This is a genomic window from Pseudomonas sp. PGPR40 (assembly GCF_022014505.1).
GTDB lineage: Bacteria > Pseudomonadota > Gammaproteobacteria > Pseudomonadales > Pseudomonadaceae > Aquipseudomonas.
This window is the reverse complement of record NZ_JAKLSP010000022.1, coordinates 45,036-61,864: the sequence shown is the minus strand read 5'-3', so window position 1 is coordinate 61,864 and position 16,829 is coordinate 45,036. Positions and strand designations below refer to the sequence as shown.

Here is a 16,829-nt window from a genome sequence, read left to right as displayed (position 1 = left end):
TTTTCAGCAATGCTGCTCACTTCATCTCAGATCAAACCGATCCAGATTCATCACCTTGTCCCAAGCCGCAACGAAGTCTTTCACAAACTTCTCCTTCGCATCGTCGCATGCATAGACCTCAGCCAATGCCCTCAACTGCGCATTCGAACCAAACACCAGATCAACCCGCGTACCCGTCCATTTGAGATCGCCGTTTTTCCGGTCGCGCCCTTCAAACTCCTCGTTGTCGTCAGAGACCGGTTTCCATTCCACGCTCATATCGAGCAGGTTTTTGAAGAAGTCGTTGGTCAACGCTTCCGGCTGTTTCGTAAAGACGCCGTGTCGGGTTTGTCCGACGTTGGTATTGAGCACACGCATGCCGCCAATGAGCACGGTCATTTCTGGCGCGGTGAGTGTCAGCAGTTGCGCCTTGTCGATCAGTAAAGCCTCCGACGGTACGCGGTATTTGCTCTTGAGGAAGTTACGGAAGCCATCGGCAGCGGGTTCGAGGAACCCGAAGGATTCGACGTCCGTTTGTTCTTGCGAGGCGTCCACCCGGCCCGGTGTGAAAGGCACCGTCACGGTCTGGCCGGCATTTTTCGCCGCCTGTTCGACGCCGGCACAACCGGCCAGCACGATCAGGTCTGCCAGCGAGATTTTCTTGCCGCCGCTGTTGAACTCGTTCTGGATGCTCTCGAGTTTCGCCAGTACGCTCGCCAGTTGCTCAGGCTGATTGGCCTGCCAGAATTTCTGCGGAGCCAGACGCAGGCGTCCGCCGTTGGCGCCGCCGCGTTTGTCGGAGCCACGGAAGGTGGAAGCTGCCGACCAGGCGGTCGACACCAGTTGCGAGACAGTCAAGCCCGAAGCGAGGAGTTTGCCCTTGAGTGCGGCGATGTCGCTGTCGTTGACCAAGGCATGATCGACCGCCGGGAGAGGGTCTTGCCACAGCAGTTCTTCGTTGGGCATTTCCGGGCCGAGGTAGCGCGAGAGCGGGCCCATGTCACGGTGGAGCAGCTTGAACCAGGCGCGGGCGAACGCGTCGGCCAGTTGATCGGGGTTTTCGAGGAAACGTCGCGAAATCGGCTCATAGATCGGGTCGAATCGCAGGGACAGGTCCGTGGTCAGCATGGTCGGATTACGCCGCTTCGACGGGTCGTGAGCATCCGGAATGATGCCCGCGCCGGCGCCGTCTTTCGCGGTCCACTGACTCGCACCCGCCGGGCTCTTGGTCAGTTCCCATTCGAAACCGAACAGGTTTTCCAGGTAGTTGTTGCTCCACTTCGTCGGGGTGGTGGTCCAGGTCACTTCCAGGCCGCTGGTGATGGTGTCGCCGCCTTTGCCGCTGCCGAACGTGCTCTTCCAGCCCAGGCCCTGTTGTTCAAGGCCAGCGGCTTCGGGCTCGGCACCGACATTATCGGCAGGGCCTGCGCCGTGGGTCTTGCCGAAGGCGTGGCCGCCGGCGATCAGTGCCACGGTTTCTTCATCATTCATCGCCATGCGCCCGAAGGTCTCGCGGATATCCTTTGCGGCAGCGAGTGGGTCCGGGTTGCCTTCCGGGCCTTCGGGGTTGACGTAAATCAGGCCCATTTGCACTGCGGCCAGCGGGTTCTCCAGATTGCGACCTTTGTCGGTACGGCTATCCTCGTTTTCCCCCGGCTCAGCGACGAGTGGGCCTTCGCCGGGTTCCTGCATGGGTTCTTTTTTGTCTTGTTCGTAGCGGGTGTCGCCCGCCAGCCACTTGCTTTCGGAGCCCCAGTAGACGGCTTCATCCGGTTCCCAGACGTCCGGCCGACCGCCGGAAAAACCGAAGGTCTTGAAACCCATGGATTCGAGGGCGACGTTGCCGGTGAGGACGATCAGGTCGGCCCAAGAGATGTTGCGACCATATTTCTGCTTGATCGGCCAAAGCAGCCGGCGCGCCTTGTCGAGGCTCACGTTGTCCGGCCAACTATTGAGTGGCGCAAAGCGCTGCTGACCGGAACCGGCACCACCACGACCGTCACCGGTGCGGTAGGTGCCGGCGCTGTGCCAGGCCATGCGAATAAACAGCGGCCCATAGTGACCGAAGTCTGCCGGCCACCAGTCTTGTGAATCGGTCATCAGCGCGTTCAGGTCTTGCTTGAGCGCCTGAAAGTCCAGGTTTTTGAACGCTTCGGCGTAGTTGTAGCCCTCATCCGTGGGGTCGGACAGCCGCGAATTCTGGTGCAGAATCTTCAGGTTCAGTTGGTTGGGCCACCAATCGCGGTTCGTCGTGCCACCACCAGCGGCGGCGTGATTGAACGGGCATTTCGATTCATTTGCCATGTGTGCGCTACCTTTGGTCGTATTCATCCGGCTATCCGGCCCGGGGTGGGCGCGCAATAGCGACGAGCGAAATCAATGACATAGGCTGTAGCCGTTCGATCAACCGATCGTCGTGGTCACACGGGAAATCTGGAGAACAGCAATCGAGTTGCCAGCACGGTGGCCCACGGCAAGCCTAGTACGCTTCTGACTCATTCGTATCTTTTATCAAGTCTCAACCGGCCGGCTAACGCCAGCGCTGCATTAAGGTTAGACGCCTATAAAGCAGTCAGCTAATAGGTGGAGTATTGGGGGGTGATAGGCGTTTTCTTTTATCTGGCCCCTCGCAATATTCATCATTGGCATTTCCAAGGCCGGGATTTGCGGTGGGTATTTGGGCCTCTTCGCGGGCAAGCCTCGCTCCTACAGGTTCTGTGGCGTTTGTAGATTCTGTAGGAGCGAGGCTTGCCCGCGAAGACGGCGGCACAGACGCAGTAACTCTCGGATCAGCCCGGTATCGTATGATGAGCCCTTTCCATCGACGCCCACCAAGGACCCTTACCCGATGTCTTTAAGCAAACGCGATCAGGCCCACATCGAACGTCGCCTGGTTGCCACCCTGACCGAGGCGTGTGAAACCGCCAAAGCGGAAATAGTCGGGTTCTGCTGGCTGACCCACGAAATCGACTACGACGTCTTTCCTTCCAGCCTGCGGGTGATCTGGGTCTTCGATACGCAGGCCAACAAGGATCAGGCGCTGGCGAGCGGGCAGGGCGAGCGCATGGTCGAACTGACGGCCATGGCGTTAAGCGAAGCGGACGTTCGCGTCAGCCCGGTAGCGGCCCATGTGCAGTTCGATTCTGAAGAACAATGTCAGCGCGCCAATGCCGGCAACTGGCAGCAACGCCTGGCGCCCAAGCGCTCCACACGGGGTTGAAACGTGGCCAAGGATATCGAAAATCCGTGTGTTTCCATTTGCCAGCTGAGTGGCGAGCTGTGTGTCAGTTGTGGCCGCACCAAGGACGACATCAGAAAATGGAAGCGCATGAAGCGTCCGGAAAAAATGGCGGCGGTACAGCGGGCGAGTTTGCGGTTGAAGGGGCTGCAGAAAAAATGAAGCGGTCAGGTCTGAAATTCTAGGGCTGCGCACAAACCTCCCGAACGCAATCACGTAGCCACCGATGCGCTGAATCGGCATCCATCCGTGGGTGCCAGAGCATCGAAACGGTGATCGGCGGCAGGTCGAACGGAAGGTCAAAACTGTGCAGGCCGGCGCGCAGGTTTCGGGTGTGCTGCGCGGGCACGGTGGCGATCAGGTCGCAGGCGCGAGCCAGCGCCAGCGCGGCCGAGAAACCGCCGACGATGGTGGTGATCTCGCGCTCCAGTCCCGACCCCTTCAAGGCTTCATCCATCGGCCCTTTATCGAGCCCGCGCCGCGAGACCAGGATGTGCCTGCCAGCGGCATAACGGGAAGCGGTGACCTTGCCCTGGCTCAGCGGATGCCCCATACGCACGACGCCGATGAAGCGATCTTCGAACAACGCCCGGGTGCGCACCTCAGGGCTCGTGGTGCCGCCGACCACGCCAGTTTCCAGGTCGACCGAACCGTCGCGTAGCGCGGCGCTGTCCTTGTTCAGCTTCTGCACAAAGTGCAAGCGCACGCCGGGCGCTTCCTCACTGACGCGAGCTATCAACGCCGGGCCGAAGTTTTCGACGAAACCATCGCTGGTACGCAGGGTGAACGTTCGCACAAGTTGCTTGAGGTCGAGTTGTTCGGCGGGACGCAAAACGGCTTCTGCGTCTTGCACCAAGCGACTGACGTGTTCGCGCAGTTCGAGCGCCCGGGGCGTCGGCACCAGCCCGCGTCCGGCCCGGACCAGCAGCGGGTCGCCCGTCGTTTCGCGCAATCGCGCCAGCGCCCGGCTCATGGCTGAGGGGCTCAGGCGCAGTCGTTGGGCGGCGCGTGCGACGCTGCCTTCGGCGAGCAGCACATCCAGGGTAATCAGTAAATTCAGGTCGGGAGTCGTCATGTCCCAACGTTAGCACGGCGTGCGGATGACATGGCGTCAAACGCATCTATCAAGTGCAAGTCATGCGTCTTCCGCCTTATCACGCCCAGGCATACGCTGCTGATCTACCTTTCAAAATGTGGCCAAACCATGAAACTCATCACTCAATCAGGCTCGGTCCGCTGGGCGCTCGCCAGTCTTTCGCTGTCGATGTTGATGCCCTCACTCGACACCAGCATCGCCAACGCGGGTTTGCCGACACTAGCCGAGGCGTTCGATGCTTCCTTTCAGGAGGTGCAGTGGATCGTTCTGGCGTATCTGCTGGCGATCACCACGCTGATTGTCAGCGTCGGACGACTCGGTGACCTCGTCGGCCGTCGACGTTTGCTGCTGGCGGGCATCGGCATTTTTACCCTGTCGTCGCTGGCGTGTGGTGTCGCACCGTCGCTCGGGTGGCTGGTTGGCGCTCGGGCAGTGCAAGGGCTCGGGGCGGCGATCATGCTGGCACTGACCGTGGCGTTTGTCGGTGAGACGGTGCCGAAAGCGCAGACTGGCAGGGCCATGGGATTGCTCGGCACGACGTCGGCGATCGGCACCACGCTGGGACCGTCGCTCGGTGGGATGTTGATCGCAGGCGCAGGTTGGCAGGCGATTTTTCTGCTCAACGTGCCGCTGGGTATTCTGAATATCTGGCTCGCGTATCGCTATTTGCCTGCGGATTCTCAGCGAGAGAAAACAGGGCGGGTGGGTTTCGACAAGGCAGGCACGTTGCTGCTGGCGCTGACGCTCGGGGCGTATGCGCTGGCCATGACGATCGGGCATGGTGATTTTGGTCCGCTCAATATCGCGCTGCTGCTGACGGCTGTTTTCGGCGTTGGGCTTTTTATATTCGTTGAGACCACGGTTGCATCACCACTGATTAAATTGGCGCTGTTCCGGGAGCCGGGATTGAGCGCGAGCCTGGCCATGAGCACGCTCGTTTCGACGGTGATGATGGCGACGCTGGTGGTCGGGCCGTTTTATCTTTCGGGTGCGCTTGGGCTTGGTACAGCGCTTGTCGGCCTTGCCTTGTCGGTCGGCCCGTTGGTGGCGGCGCTGACCGGTGTGCCGGCCGGTCGCCTGGTGGACCGTTTTGGCACTCGGCGCATGACCCTTGTCGGGCTCCTCGCAATGGCGCTCGGCACAGGTGCGTTATCCATGATGCCAGCGGGTTTCGGCATCCTCGGTTATCTCGCGCCCATCGCGGTGATTACTGCCAGCTATGCGTTGTTCCAAGCGGCCAACAACACCGCGATCATGACCGACATCCGCCCGGACCAGCGCGGCGTGATTGCCGGCATGCTCAGCCTGTCGCGCAATCTCGGCCTCATCACCGGCGCCTCGGTCATGGGCGCGGTGTTCGCCTTTGCCTCGGCGACGCCAGACATCACCACGGCATCTCCCGCTGCCATCGCCAACGGTATGCGGATAACGTTTGCCGTCGCCATGGTGTTGATCGTCCTGGCACTGGGAATCGCGCTTACGCTGCGAGATTCACACTGCTGCACCACATGCAGTAATGAACTGCAGTGAAGCTGTATTGTTCACCTGAAATCGAATACCGATACTTCCCGCACATGGCGCAGATGGGCTGCGCTGAAGTGAAGGAGTCAGGCAATGGTTTCTGTCGTTCGTATCGCACACACCGGCGCACCTGAGGTGATGACCATCGAGCAAGTGACGGCGCGTGAGCCGGGGCCGGGTGAAGTCTGGCTGGAGCAGGAGGCGATTGGCGTCAACTTCCTCGATGTGAGTCAGCGCAAAGGTGCCGTGCCGCTGCCATTGCCGTCGGGTCTGGGCCTTGAAGGCGCTGGCCGGGTTGCCGCCATCGGCGCGAATGTGAGTAACGTCAAGGTGGGTGATCGGGTGGCCTACGCAACAGGGCCTATCGGCGCTTACGCCAGTGCGCGGCTGTTTCCGGCCGAGCGGCTGGTGCCAATTCCCGATAGGTTGACGGCTGAAGAGGCCGCCGCGGTGTTGTTCAAAGGCATTACCGCGCAGTACCTGCTGAAGACGACTTATCCGGTCGGCCCCGGCACCACCCTGGTGCTGTATGGCGTAGCGGGCGGCCTCGGGCAGATCATGGCGACGTGGGCCAAACACCTGGGGGCTTTTGTCATCGGCGTTGTCTCCCGGGCCGAAAGTGTCGAGACCGCCAAGGCGCTGGGCTGCGATGCGGTGCTGGTGTTCAATGCACAAACATTGGCCGCGGATGTCGCAAAGATCACCGACGGCAAGAAAGCCGATGTGGTCTACGATCCCATCGGGCGAGTATCGTTCGAAGCGTCGCTCGACTGCTTGCGGCCGCGTGGGTTGATGGTGTCTTTCGGGGCATCCTCCGGGGCGCCGACAGCGGTCGAAGTGGGCACGCTCAATGCCAAGGGCTCGTTGTTCCTGACCCGTCCTTCACTCGCTGCGCACACCACGGGTATCACCGAATATCGGCAGCGGGCCGAGGATGTACTGGCCGCGGTCGAGGCGGGCATAATCACGCCCGGCATCTGGGGCCGCTATGCATTGACCGATGTAGCCCGGGCTCATGCCGATCTGGAAGGCGGCCAATCTCGCGGAGCGATCGTCCTCAAGCCCTGATCGTCTGTTATCTGAAAAAAGAGTGTTTTGTGAACCCACTGGACAGCCGCCACATCGATGAAATTGCAGCGCTTCTCGCGGTTGCCTCGGCGCATTCGTTCGTGGCCGCCGGACGGTTGCTGCAACGCCATCCGACGGTGATTTCAAAGCGCCTGGCAGCCATGGAAAAGCGCTTGGGCGTGCGGCTGATGGAACGTACGACGCGGCAAGTGCGGTTGACCGATGCCGGCAACCGCCTTGTCGAACGCCTGCGCTCTGCCACGGGGCTGATCATCGAGGCTGAACAGGAAGCGTCACTGGGCGCGGCGCAGGTTCGTGGCGTCTTGCGCCTGGCTTTTCCTGCCGCGATGGGGCGCCTGTGGCTGGCGCCGATGTTGCCGGAATTTCTGGCGGCTCATCCGCTGGTCTCCATCGAGGTGGATTACAGCGATCGCGTCGTCGACATCATTGGGGAAGGATTCGATGCGGCGATTCGTATCGGCGAATTGAACGACAACCGCCTCGTCGCGAAGAAGCTCAGCGATCATCGCCGCATTCTATGCGCTTCACCGAGTTATATAGAGCAGCATGGTTTACCGACCAGTCCGAAACAACTGAGCGAGCACAACTGCCTGGGCTTTACCGGCCTTGCGGCGTTTCCTGAATGGCGTTTGTCGAAGGGTGATCGGCAGGAGAGGGTCATCACCAGGGGAACCTTGACCTCGAACGACGGCGAGGCGTTGCTCGCCGCGGCCAAGGCCGGCGTCGGTATTTTGGGCGCTGGCGAGTGGCTGATGAGCCGGGAAATTGCCAACGGCCAGATGGTTCGCGTTCTGCCGGAGTGGGATCTGGATGCCCAGGGCGGAATTTATCTGGTGCGAGCATCTGCCGCGTTCACACCGGCGACGCTCATGGCATTCAAGGAATGGCTGGAGGTCAGATTTGCGGATGGGCCACCTTGGCTTTTGGTAGGAGCCAGGCTTGCCGGCGAAGGCGCTCTGTAGGACGCCCTTCACCGGCAAGCCTCAATGCCAGTCAGTTAAGCGAAATTCCTGTAGGAGCGAGCTTGCTCGCGAAGACGGCAGCACAGTCAACATTGATGTCGCCTGATATACCGCTTTCGCGAGCAAGCTCGCTCCTACAGGGTTCCGTGTCTTAACTGACTGGCATTACGGCAAGCCTGGCTCCTACAGGGCGTTTTTTGTGCGTGACGAATGTCACATCAAGGTATTTTGCTGCACCCCCAACAGACCCGTCAGGGTGTTGATAATCGCTTGTTGCCGCGCACGGTCTGTCTGGTGCACAGCTTCAGCGGCGGCGACATCGGCGTCACAGTGGGGGCAGGTCACTTCGTGCGCATGGATGTATTGCAAGCAGCCGCGACACAGCGCCAGTTGCGGTGGAATACGTCCTTCGTCCGGTGATTTCTGGCCTTGGTTCGCCCAGGCCAGTTTGATCACCTGGCCGCTGTCGCTGACGCTGTTGACCTTCTCGCCGGTATCGATGCGTTCGGTGATCAGGTCAAAACGTCCGACGGCGAAGGAGGTCTTGGCTGCATCTTCGAGTTTGACGATGCGCTCGCGCAGCCCGCGTTTTTGCAGGTCCAGCGCACGGTAATGGCAATAAGGATTATTGCCGGGTTTGCCGAGCAGCGAGTGCGAGGTCCAAGTGCAGCCACCACGGCAGACATCGTTGTAGTAACAGCTTCGGCAGTAACCCCACAGATCTTCGACGCCGCGCAGTCGGCCAAAGTGCATGCCTTCGCTGTAGTGCCAGATATCGTGCAGGCTCATGGTGCGTACGTTGCCGCCCGAAAACCCCACCGTTGCCAATGACGGGCAACCCTTGACGGTGCCGTCGGCTTCCAGCGCCAGCACGGTCTGGCCGGCGGCGCAGCCACTCCAGTGCACACGGTCGTCACCGAAACCACGCCACATGTGTTCATAAGGACCGTAGTAACCAATGTTGTTGCCCACGTTCATCAGCAGGCCGCGGTCGACACCTTCGCGATACAGACGCGCCAGCAACGGCATCACTTCCAGCAGTTGATACGGCTGCAATAACAGCTCCGGATGATCGACGGCATTGCCCATCGCGACCGTCAGCTGGATCTGCCAGTGAGTGGCGCCAAGGCCGATGATCAGGTCCATCAGCTCAGGCAAGTCGGGCAACGTGGCCGCGCCGATTTGGGTGTTGACGCTCACCGCAAGCCCGGACTGTTTGGCGCGTCGCAAGGTGTCTACCGCCTTGTCGAACGAGCCAGGAACATTGCGCACCGCGTCATGCAGCGGGGCCAATCCATCCAGTGAACCACCGACGCCATTGAGCCCGGCATCCACTGCGGCTTGCATTTTCGCCGGTGTCAGATTGCGTCCACCGGTTTGTATGGCGCAATACATGCCGTGATCGTGGATGGCCTGGATCAGTTGGGTCCAGTCCTTGCGCAAATAGGCTTCACCTCCGATCAGGGTGACCTCGCGGGTACCGAGGGCGGCCAAAGAATCGATGACGTCCAGGCATTCCCGGGTGTTCAATTCGTCGGGGCGTCGATGGCCGGCGCGTGAGCCGCAATGCAGGCATTTGAGATCGCAGGCCAGGGTGATTTCCCAGACCACATGCACCGGCACGTAGCGTTTGAGGTCGGTTTCACTGAGGTAGCGGGCGGGGCGACTGTCTGACATGGGAAATCCTTGCGCACAACGCGTGCGCGGCACGAATCCATCGAAGTGTTCGCGCCTTCCTTGGGACAGTGGCGCGACCGGATTTACCTTTTGCGCGGAACCTGTAGGAGCGAGCTTGCTCGCGAAGGCGGCGGCACAATCAACATTGATGTCGCCTGACACACCGCTTTCGCGAGCAAGCTCGCTCCTACATGGATTGCGGTGTTACGTGGGTTAGCGGGCCTCCAGCCGGGCGATTTCAACGTTCAACTGGTCCAGCGCGTTGCGCAGTGCACCGCTGTGGGCCAGTTGTTGCTCACCCTGGCTGACCACGGCCTTCAGTTGCGCCAGGTCACCGCTGGTTTGCGCTTGCTGCACCGCGACGGCGTAGAGCGGCACGGCATGGTGCGGATGCTCTGGTCGCACGATAACGGGAGCCTGGCTGACGGCTGCGTGTTTCACGTAATGCCATTGGCCCTGATTCTCGTACTTGTAGTCGGCATAACCGCTCGCCCAATCGCCGCCTAAAATGCCCTTCAAACCGAAGGTCTGGGCGATCTGGCTGAGAGGGCCGCTTGGGCTGCCCGCCAGAGTGAGGATGATGTGGTTCTCGGCCGTCGGCACCAGTTTGGCCTCGGCGTACTCACCCCATACACGGGCACGGAAGTTGAGGGGCGGGTAGGTGCTTTGGAAAATACTGGCAATTCCGCTGACCTTTTTCTTTGCGGTATCCACCAGCAGATCGAGGGTTAAAACCGGTGCGCCCAGCAGGTGATTGCTGACATTGAGGCGGGTATGAAAAAGTCCGATTGACATGGTGCTACTCCCTTATTTGTATTCAAGACAAGTCGGGCATATTTCGTGGTCGAGTCAGCGGCGTTCCTGCCGGCTGATTTCTTCCTTGGCCGTTTCAAGCGCACTCTGCAGTTGGGGTTGCTGATCCAGTTGCTGCTGGGCCAGACGCGACAGGTTTTTCATCTGGGCCAGGTCACCACTGGCCATTGCACTTTGAATCGGTGCGGCGTACAGCGGCATGATCGGTGGATATGATGATTCCGGCGGAATCACCGGGCCGGGTTCCAACGGCAGCGGGGAGACGTGGGACGGTACCGCCTCAATGAGATGGGCGGGAGCATTATTGACCTCGATCCACTGCTGCTGACCATTCAAGTACGAATAGTTGGCGACGCCTTCTTTCCAGTCGGTGCCCACCACCAGTTGCAACTTGAAATTCACGATGGAATTCGAGCCTGAGCCGCCGTGATTGCCTTGGGCGGTGATCAGGATTTTGCTGACGCCGGGTGACATGACCGTCAGGTAGGTGTATTCGCCCCAGACATCAGAATGCACATCCAGAGGCGGGTTGGTCGCCTGAGTGATTGCCGCGGTGCCGTTGACAGTCTCATCAGGGGTAAAGACCAGAAGATTGAGTGCCAGACTTTGTGCACCCGGCATCGAAGTACCCATTCGGTAGCCGAGCGGGAACAAACCGACAAATTGCTGATTAGAACCAGACATGGTTATTGCCTCCATTGCAATAAGGGGAGCGGAAATAGCGGTTAGTGCTTTTCCAGGCGTGCGACTTCCTTGGCCAGCTGCTCGTAAGCGTTACTTAGCTCTTTGTTTTCAGGTGTGGATGCATCGCGTTGTTTCAACAGCGTCTTCATTTGCGGCAGGTCGCCTGCCTTGATCGCGCCTTGGATGGCCACCCCATAGGGGGGCATGCTATGGCGAGTTGAACTGCTCATAACGATTCCTTCCGTGGTGTTTTGCGGGCACTGCTGTTATTAGCAGTTTGTGCAGTTAAGCAGGCGCGGATAAATATGCAATGGGCAACGGAAGAGTAATTTTTAATATTATTTTATTAATCGCGATGGGTTAGGGGGCGGTGTATTCAATATTAAGATTGGCGATGAAGGGAGACCTGTTCAGTGACTTCTTCATAAACGTTAAATTCTTTATCGCCATTATTCGTATTTGATTAATCAAGCCAAGTAACGCCGAAACCAGACCAGTGTCCGGTCCCAGGCAAGCCTGGCGGCGGCATCATCGTATCGAGGTGTAGAGTCGTTATGGAAACCGTGATTAACGCCTGGATAGATATAGGCTTCATAGGTCTTGCCGGCCGCTTTGCCTGACGGCCATAAAAGGGCACGGCGGCCCCGAGTTCCGGATAGGCCACGGCCGCAGCGTTGGCGACTCCACCGCCATAACAGAAGCCGGTGATTCCGACTTTCCCGCTGGTTGCCTCATGTTTCATCAGCCACTCGATGGCGGCGAAAAAGTCATTCATGAGTTTTTCCGGGTCGACGGTCTGCTGCAATTCCCGGCCTTTGTCGTCGTTGCCGGGATAGCCACCCACCGAGGTCAGACCGTCAGGGGCGAGTGCGATGAACCCCGCTTTGGCGAGGCGCCGGGCGACATCCTCGATGTAAGGGTTGAGCCCACGATTCTCATGCACGACCACCACCGCCGGCACCTTGCCGGTGGCTTTCGCAGGGCGCACCCAATAACCACGAACCTGCCCGTGACCCTTGGGTGAGGGGTAGGTGATGTATTCGGCGATGATGTCCGGGTCGGTAAATTGCACCTGCTCGGCCAACGCATAATTCGGGCTCAGGGCGGCGAGGAGGGTCGTCGCCGTCAAGCCGCCCAAGGTGAACAGCGCCGCACGATCAAGAAACTCTCGCCGGTTGATTTTGCCGTGGGCGTAGTAGTCGTAGAGTTCGAGCAGTTCAGGAGCAAAATCTTTCGCTGTGAGACGGTCCATCTGCGTGCTTCCTGTTGGTTGATCCAGATTGTGATTCGGCGCCCGGACATGTAGGAGCCAGGCTTGCCGGCGAAGGCGTCCTTAGTGCACTTTCGCCGGCAAGCCTCAATGCCAGTCAGTTAAGCGAAATTCCTGTAGGAGCGAGCTTGCTCGCGAAAGCGGTGGGTCAGGCAACCTCAATGTTTGCTGTGCCGCCGTCTTCGCGAGCAAGCTCGCTCCTACAGGGTTTCGCGGCTTAACTGACTGGCATTGCGGCAAGCCTGGCTCCTACGAAAAGCGTGGCAATCAGCTCCCAGCCTGTTTGTTCAACGCCTCTTCAGCTGCTGCGATTTCTGCCTGACGCTTGATGATCATGTCGCCCACGGGCGGGCCCTGGAAGCGTCGGGTTTCAAAGCCGAACCAGACGATCGCCGTCAGAATCAGAAAACCGAGGGTGATGTACAGCGCCCAATCGTTCGGCGGCTGAATGCCGATGACAAAGATCAGCACCATCGAGAGGATCGAGAGGATGGCGAATAACGAATACAACCCGCGCCCCATGTTCCATGGCCCCATGTGCGGCCACTTCGGGGTTCCGTAGGTAAACAGGCCCAGCACGATGGGAATGATGAAAGAGAAGAACAGAAAGATCACCGTACAGGAGACCACAATCGTGTAAACCGGCGTTTCGCCGATCGACACCAGGGACGATCCCCACACGAACAGCACCGCAAGAATGGCGCCGGTCCAGATCGCCGCCACCGGGCTGCGATGGGTCGGTGAGACCGAGGCCAATGTTTTCGAGAAGGGCAGGCCACCGTCACGGGAAAACGCAAAGATCATGCGTGAAACCGAGGTCACGGTCGCCAGCCCGCAGAGAACCTGCGAGATGAAAATCGCTACGTAAAGCGCCATCTTGATCGCCGGGTTCACCTGAGTGTCCATCGCCCAGAAGAACACATTCCAACCCTGCTTCGCCGCTTCGTCCATGCTCGGCAGCATCAGTACAAACGAGCAGAGCATGACCCAGCCGAACAGCAACGACCAGGCCACCGAGCTGACCATCCCGACCGGTACCGACACGGATGCCTGATGGGTCTCTTCGGAGGTATGCGCCGAGGCGTCATAGCCGGTGATGGTGTAGATCGGCAAGAGCAGGCCGAGCATGAAAACCCAGCCATTCGACACCTGTGGCCAGACGTTGCCGCCGGCCTCGCCGGAATAGTTGCCGAAGGTCACCAACCGGGCGAAGTCATAGCTGGGGGCGGCGATCAGGCAGACGATGGTCAGCGCGATCGCGGTGGCGAAGATCAGGTAGCCCGAGAAGTCGGTGAGCTTAGCCGTCAGACCGATGCCGAAGTGGTTACACAAGGCCTGGACGCCGGTCAGGATCGCCAGGAAAGTGATCCGTGTGGTGATGGTGTCTTCCATTCCCAGGGCCGGTCCGAAGGCACCGAAAAAGAAGTAATAGGTACCGACGTTGATCGCGCCGAGCACCGTGATCAGTCCCAACAGATTGAACCAGGCCGTCAGCCAGCCGGTGAAGCGATTACCGAGAATCGAGCCCCAGTGATAGAGGCCGCCAGCGGTGGGGTAGGCCGAGGAAATCTGTGCCATGGCCATGGCGAAAACCCCGGAGATCAGACAGCCGAGTGGCCAGCCGATGCCGATTGCCGCACCGCCCGCACCCGAGGTGCCCTGTGCCAGCGAGTTGATGCCACCCGAGAGGATGCAAATGATCGAAAAGGAAATGGCAAAGTTGGAGAAAACGCCCATTCGTCGCGCGAGTTGCTGGGCATAGCCCATGCTGTGCAACACCTTGAGGTCGTCGTCTTGCGGCGCGGTGGCGCCGGGTTGGCTTACTGGACTCATAACGTGTGCTCTTGTTCAGGTTTTGATCCACATCCATCCGCGTGATGCGTTGCCGAATGGGTTTGTCTTCAACCCCCTGTCGTACTGCTCCTGTCTCTAACCCGCTTAAAGGCGGCCGTGAAACGCCGCGTCGAAAATTTCTGCCGCCCCCGTTCGTGTCAACGGCAACGGGTTGCCGCCGGCGCAGGGGTCGACAATCGCCATGTCCGCGATTAGATCGGCCTGCTTGTCATCCACGCCCAGCTCAAACAGCGTATGCGGCACGCCGACGTCTTTGCGCAGCTTGAGAACAAAGGCCAGAAAGCTGTCGAACCCCGGGGAGGGCAGACGCAAATAAGCCGCCAGACGGGTGATGCGTTCTTCGATGGCCGGGCGATTGAACTTCAGCACATAGGGCATGAAAGTGGCATTGGTCATGCCGTGGTGGGTGTCGTACAGGGATCCCACCGGATGCGAAAGCGCGTGAATGGCGCCCAACCCTTTCTGGAAAGCGGTGGCGCCCATCGCGGCAGCCGCCAGCATTTGCGCGCGCGCGTCGAGGTCGGAGGGGGTGTGTACGGCTCGGACCAGGGCATTGGCCACCAGGCGCATGCCTTCCACCGCGATACCTTCGGCCATCGGATGAAAACCGGGAGCGCAGTACGATTCCAGGCAATGGGCAAATGCATCCATGCCGGTGCCGGCGGTGACTTTTGCCGGCATGCCGACGGTGAGGGCCGGGTCGCTGATGACTACCCTTGGCATCATTTTTGGATGAAAAATGATGCGTTTGGTGTGCGTACGTTCGTCGATGATCACCGCCGCACGGCCGACTTCGGAACCGGTGCCTGCGGTGGTCGGCACCGCAATGACCGGGGCGATGCTGCTTTCATCGGCGCGTGTCCAGTAGTCGCCGATGTCTTCGAAATCCCAAACCGGTCGGGTCTGGCCGCTCATGAACGCGATGAGCTTGCCCATATCCAGCCCGCTGCCACCGCCGAAAGCGACCACGCCATCATGTTTGCCAGCACGCCAGGCATCGAGCCCACCCGCCAGGTTGGCTTCAATCGGATTGGGCTTGAGGTCGCAAAACAGCGCTACACCGAGGCCGGCAGAGCGCAAGGATTCCAGCGCCGCCGTGGTGATCGGCGTACGCGCCAGGCCACTGTCGGTGACCAGCAACGGTCGCTGAATCCCTTGGCTGCGACAGACCTCGGCCAGTTCGGCGATGCGGCCAACGCCAAAGCGGATGCTCGTGGGGTAGTTCCAGTTTGCGGTCAGGCTCATGGCTCAGATCTCGTGGCGCAGATGGAAGGATTTCGCCCGGGTCAGGTGTTCATAGCCAAGGCGCGACAGCGTTACGCCGCGCCCGCTGTTTTTCACCCCGGTCCAGGCCAGGGCCGGGTCCAGATAATCGCAGCGGTTCATGAACACGGTGCCGGTGGCGATCTCGTCGCCGATGCGTTCGGCAGCGGCGAGATCCTGGGTCCAGATGGAAGCGCTGAGCCCGAACTCACTGTCGTTCATCAAGGCGATGGCTTCGTCGTCGCTGGGCACCGGCATGATGCCGACCACCGGCCCAAAGCTTTCTTCGCGCATCACCGACATTTGGTGGGTGACGTCCACCAGTACCTGCGGCGCGAGGTAGGTGCTGCCCGGCGCGTCGGCGGGAAAGTCCTTTGGATCAATCAACGCCCTGGCCCCTTGTGACAGGGCATCGGCAATCTGCCCGCGCACGAACTCAGCGGCGCTCGGGCTCACCATCGGGCCAAGGGTAGTGGCTTCGTCCAGCGGGTTGCCCAGCACGTATTGACGGGCCAGGGCGGCGAAGCGTTCGACAAAGGCCGGGTAGATTTTTTCATCGACATAGATACGTTCGATGGCGCAGCAGCTCTGTCCGGAATTGAAGAAGCTGCCGTCCACCAGATTATCCACCGCATGTTCAAGGTTGGCGTCTGCCCGGACGTAGGCGGGGTCTTTGCCACCGAGCTCCAAACCCACGCCGAGAAAGCGGCCCATGGCGGCGGTTTCAATAGCCTTGCCGGTGTCGACTGAACCGGTGAAGTTCACCTGATGCACCCGTCCTGAAACGATCATCGCGGCGATCTGCTGATGATCGAGCAGCAAGTTGTGAAACAGGCCTTCGGGCAGATTGGCGCGGCGCAAGGCCTCGGCGAAACGCTCGCCGACCAGCAGCGTTTGCGTGGCGTGTTTGAGGATCACGCTGTTGCCGGCCATCAGCGCCGGAATGATCGTATTCACCGCCGTCAGATAGGGATAATTCCACGGTGCAACGACCAGCACCGTACCCAGCGGTTCACGTTTGATACAGCGCCGAAAACCGGCGACAGGCGCAGGTTCAATCGCTGCCAACGCCTCAGGCGCAATGGCGATCATGTGCCGCGCACGTTCTTCGAAACCACGCAGCTCGCCAGCGCCAAAGCGTACCGGGCGGCCCATCTGCCAGGCCAGCTCAGGCACGATGTCGGCCTGCATCGCCAGCATTGCGTCCACCGCAGCGCTGCAAAACGCGGCGCGTTCGCTCAGTGGCCGGCGCTGCCATTGCGCCTGGGCGGTTGCGGCCGCCTCCAGTGCCTGGTCGATCTGCGCCGCATCGGTCCGACGGCGTTCGGCGTAGACCCGGCCATCGACCGGGGAGATGAGTTGAACGATCTCAGTCATGGTGTG

15 protein-coding genes are annotated in these 16,829 nt (G+C 60.1%); 5 read left to right on the top strand and 10 right to left on the bottom strand.

The window, feature by feature from the left end:
- Positions 1–21: 21 nt before the first annotated feature.
- The gene (gene katG / locus MEB48_RS19265; protein WP_237885548.1) at positions 22–2,310 is read right to left on the bottom strand and encodes a catalase/peroxidase HPI; all 2,289 of its coding nucleotides are present in this window, start codon (positions 2,308–2,310) and stop codon (positions 22–24) included.
- A gap of 517 nt (positions 2,311–2,827) precedes the next feature.
- Between katG and MEB48_RS19260 the strand changes: the two genes are divergently transcribed.
- On the top strand, positions 2,828–3,199 hold the full coding sequence (locus MEB48_RS19260) for a hypothetical protein (RefSeq protein ID WP_237885547.1): 372 nt from the start codon (positions 2,828–2,830) through the stop codon (positions 3,197–3,199).
- A gap of 3 nt (positions 3,200–3,202) precedes the next feature.
- Positions 3,203–3,379, top strand: a complete 177-nt coding sequence (locus MEB48_RS19255; protein WP_038982653.1) for a DUF1289 domain-containing protein — start codon at positions 3,203–3,205, stop codon at positions 3,377–3,379.
- Positions 3,380–3,398: 19 nt separating this feature from the next.
- Here MEB48_RS19255 and MEB48_RS19250 read toward each other — a convergent pair whose 3' ends face one another.
- Positions 3,399–4,292, bottom strand: a complete 894-nt coding sequence (locus MEB48_RS19250) for a LysR family transcriptional regulator (RefSeq protein ID WP_237885546.1) — start codon at positions 4,290–4,292, stop codon at positions 3,399–3,401.
- 129 nt (positions 4,293–4,421) lie between these two features.
- On the opposite strand from MEB48_RS19250, the gene MEB48_RS19245 reads away from it, so the two are divergent.
- From MEB48_RS19245 to MEB48_RS19235, 3 genes are all read left to right on the top strand, one after another.
- Positions 4,422–5,843, top strand: coding sequence for an MFS transporter (locus MEB48_RS19245; RefSeq protein WP_237885545.1), 1,422 nt, complete (start codon positions 4,422–4,424; stop codon positions 5,841–5,843).
- Positions 5,844–5,927: 84 nt separating this feature from the next.
- Positions 5,928–6,902 carry a quinone oxidoreductase family protein gene (locus tag MEB48_RS19240; RefSeq protein WP_237885544.1) on the top strand — a complete coding sequence of 325 codons (975 nt, stop codon included), beginning with the start codon at positions 5,928–5,930 and terminating at the stop codon, positions 6,900–6,902.
- A 29-nt stretch (positions 6,903–6,931) separates the two neighbouring features.
- Positions 6,932–7,885 carry a LysR family transcriptional regulator gene (locus MEB48_RS19235; RefSeq protein ID WP_237885543.1) on the top strand — a complete coding sequence of 318 codons (954 nt, stop codon included), beginning with the start codon at positions 6,932–6,934 and terminating at the stop codon, positions 7,883–7,885.
- A gap of 213 nt (positions 7,886–8,098) precedes the next feature.
- Here MEB48_RS19235 and MEB48_RS19230 read toward each other — a convergent pair whose 3' ends face one another.
- The 8 genes from MEB48_RS19230 to MEB48_RS19195 form a co-directional block, all read right to left on the bottom strand.
- Positions 8,099–9,562, bottom strand: coding sequence for a GDL motif peptide-associated radical SAM/SPASM maturase (locus MEB48_RS19230; RefSeq protein ID WP_237885542.1), 1,464 nt, complete (start codon positions 9,560–9,562; stop codon positions 8,099–8,101).
- A gap of 213 nt (positions 9,563–9,775) precedes the next feature.
- Positions 9,776–10,357, bottom strand: coding sequence for a DUF1842 domain-containing protein (locus MEB48_RS19225; RefSeq protein WP_237885541.1), 582 nt, complete (start codon positions 10,355–10,357; stop codon positions 9,776–9,778).
- A 54-nt stretch (positions 10,358–10,411) separates the two neighbouring features.
- Positions 10,412–11,059, bottom strand: a complete 648-nt coding sequence (locus MEB48_RS19220; RefSeq protein ID WP_237885540.1) for a DUF1842 domain-containing protein — start codon at positions 11,057–11,059, stop codon at positions 10,412–10,414.
- A 41-nt stretch (positions 11,060–11,100) separates the two neighbouring features.
- Positions 11,101–11,289 carry a DUF1843 domain-containing protein gene (locus tag MEB48_RS19215; RefSeq protein WP_237885539.1) on the bottom strand — a complete coding sequence of 63 codons (189 nt, stop codon included), beginning with the start codon at positions 11,287–11,289 and terminating at the stop codon, positions 11,101–11,103.
- 233 nt (positions 11,290–11,522) lie between these two features.
- Positions 11,523–12,311, bottom strand: coding sequence for a dienelactone hydrolase family protein (locus MEB48_RS19210; protein WP_442969111.1), 789 nt, complete (start codon positions 12,309–12,311; stop codon positions 11,523–11,525).
- Positions 12,312–12,596: 285 nt separating this feature from the next.
- Positions 12,597–14,162 (bottom strand): amino acid permease, encoded by a 1,566-nt coding sequence (locus MEB48_RS19205; protein ID WP_237885538.1) that lies wholly within the window; start codon positions 14,160–14,162, stop codon positions 12,597–12,599.
- A 105-nt stretch (positions 14,163–14,267) separates the two neighbouring features.
- Entirely contained in the window at positions 14,268–15,428 is a 1,161-nt protein-coding gene (locus MEB48_RS19200) for an iron-containing alcohol dehydrogenase (protein ID WP_237885537.1), read from the bottom strand.
- Between the two features lie 3 nt (positions 15,429–15,431).
- Positions 15,432–16,823: an aldehyde dehydrogenase family protein gene (locus MEB48_RS19195; protein WP_237885536.1), complete on the bottom strand. Its 1,392-nt coding sequence runs from the start codon at positions 16,821–16,823 to the stop codon at positions 15,432–15,434.
- Positions 16,824–16,829: the final 6 nt, after the last annotated feature.

Bases quoted from the DNA above. Each gene is read 5' to 3' on its own strand.
- katG (WP_237885548.1), bottom strand. From the start codon at position 2,310: ATGAATACGACCAAAGGTAGCGCACACATGGCAAATGAATCGAAATGC.
- MEB48_RS19200 (WP_237885537.1), bottom strand. From the start codon at position 15,428: ATGAGCCTGACCGCAAACTGGAACTACCCCACGAGCATCCGCTTTGGC.
- MEB48_RS19245 (WP_237885545.1), top strand. From the start codon at position 4,422: ATGAAACTCATCACTCAATCAGGCTCGGTCCGCTGGGCGCTCGCCAGT.
- MEB48_RS19215 (WP_237885539.1), bottom strand. From the start codon at position 11,289: ATGAGCAGTTCAACTCGCCATAGCATGCCCCCCTATGGGGTGGCCATC.
- MEB48_RS19260 (WP_237885547.1), top strand. From the start codon at position 2,828: ATGTCTTTAAGCAAACGCGATCAGGCCCACATCGAACGTCGCCTGGTT.
- MEB48_RS19205 (WP_237885538.1), bottom strand. From the start codon at position 14,162: ATGAGTCCAGTAAGCCAACCCGGCGCCACCGCGCCGCAAGACGACGAC.
- MEB48_RS19225 (WP_237885541.1), bottom strand. From the start codon at position 10,357: ATGTCAATCGGACTTTTTCATACCCGCCTCAATGTCAGCAATCACCTG.
- MEB48_RS19250 (WP_237885546.1), bottom strand. From the start codon at position 4,292: ATGACGACTCCCGACCTGAATTTACTGATTACCCTGGATGTGCTGCTC.
- MEB48_RS19240 (WP_237885544.1), top strand. From the start codon at position 5,928: ATGGTTTCTGTCGTTCGTATCGCACACACCGGCGCACCTGAGGTGATG.
- MEB48_RS19220 (WP_237885540.1), bottom strand. From the start codon at position 11,059: ATGTCTGGTTCTAATCAGCAATTTGTCGGTTTGTTCCCGCTCGGCTAC.
- MEB48_RS19210 (WP_442969111.1), bottom strand. From the start codon at position 12,311: ATGGACCGTCTCACAGCGAAAGATTTTGCTCCTGAACTGCTCGAACTC.
- MEB48_RS19230 (WP_237885542.1), bottom strand. From the start codon at position 9,562: ATGTCAGACAGTCGCCCCGCCCGCTACCTCAGTGAAACCGACCTCAAA.
- MEB48_RS19195 (WP_237885536.1), bottom strand. From the start codon at position 16,823: ATGACTGAGATCGTTCAACTCATCTCCCCGGTCGATGGCCGGGTCTAC.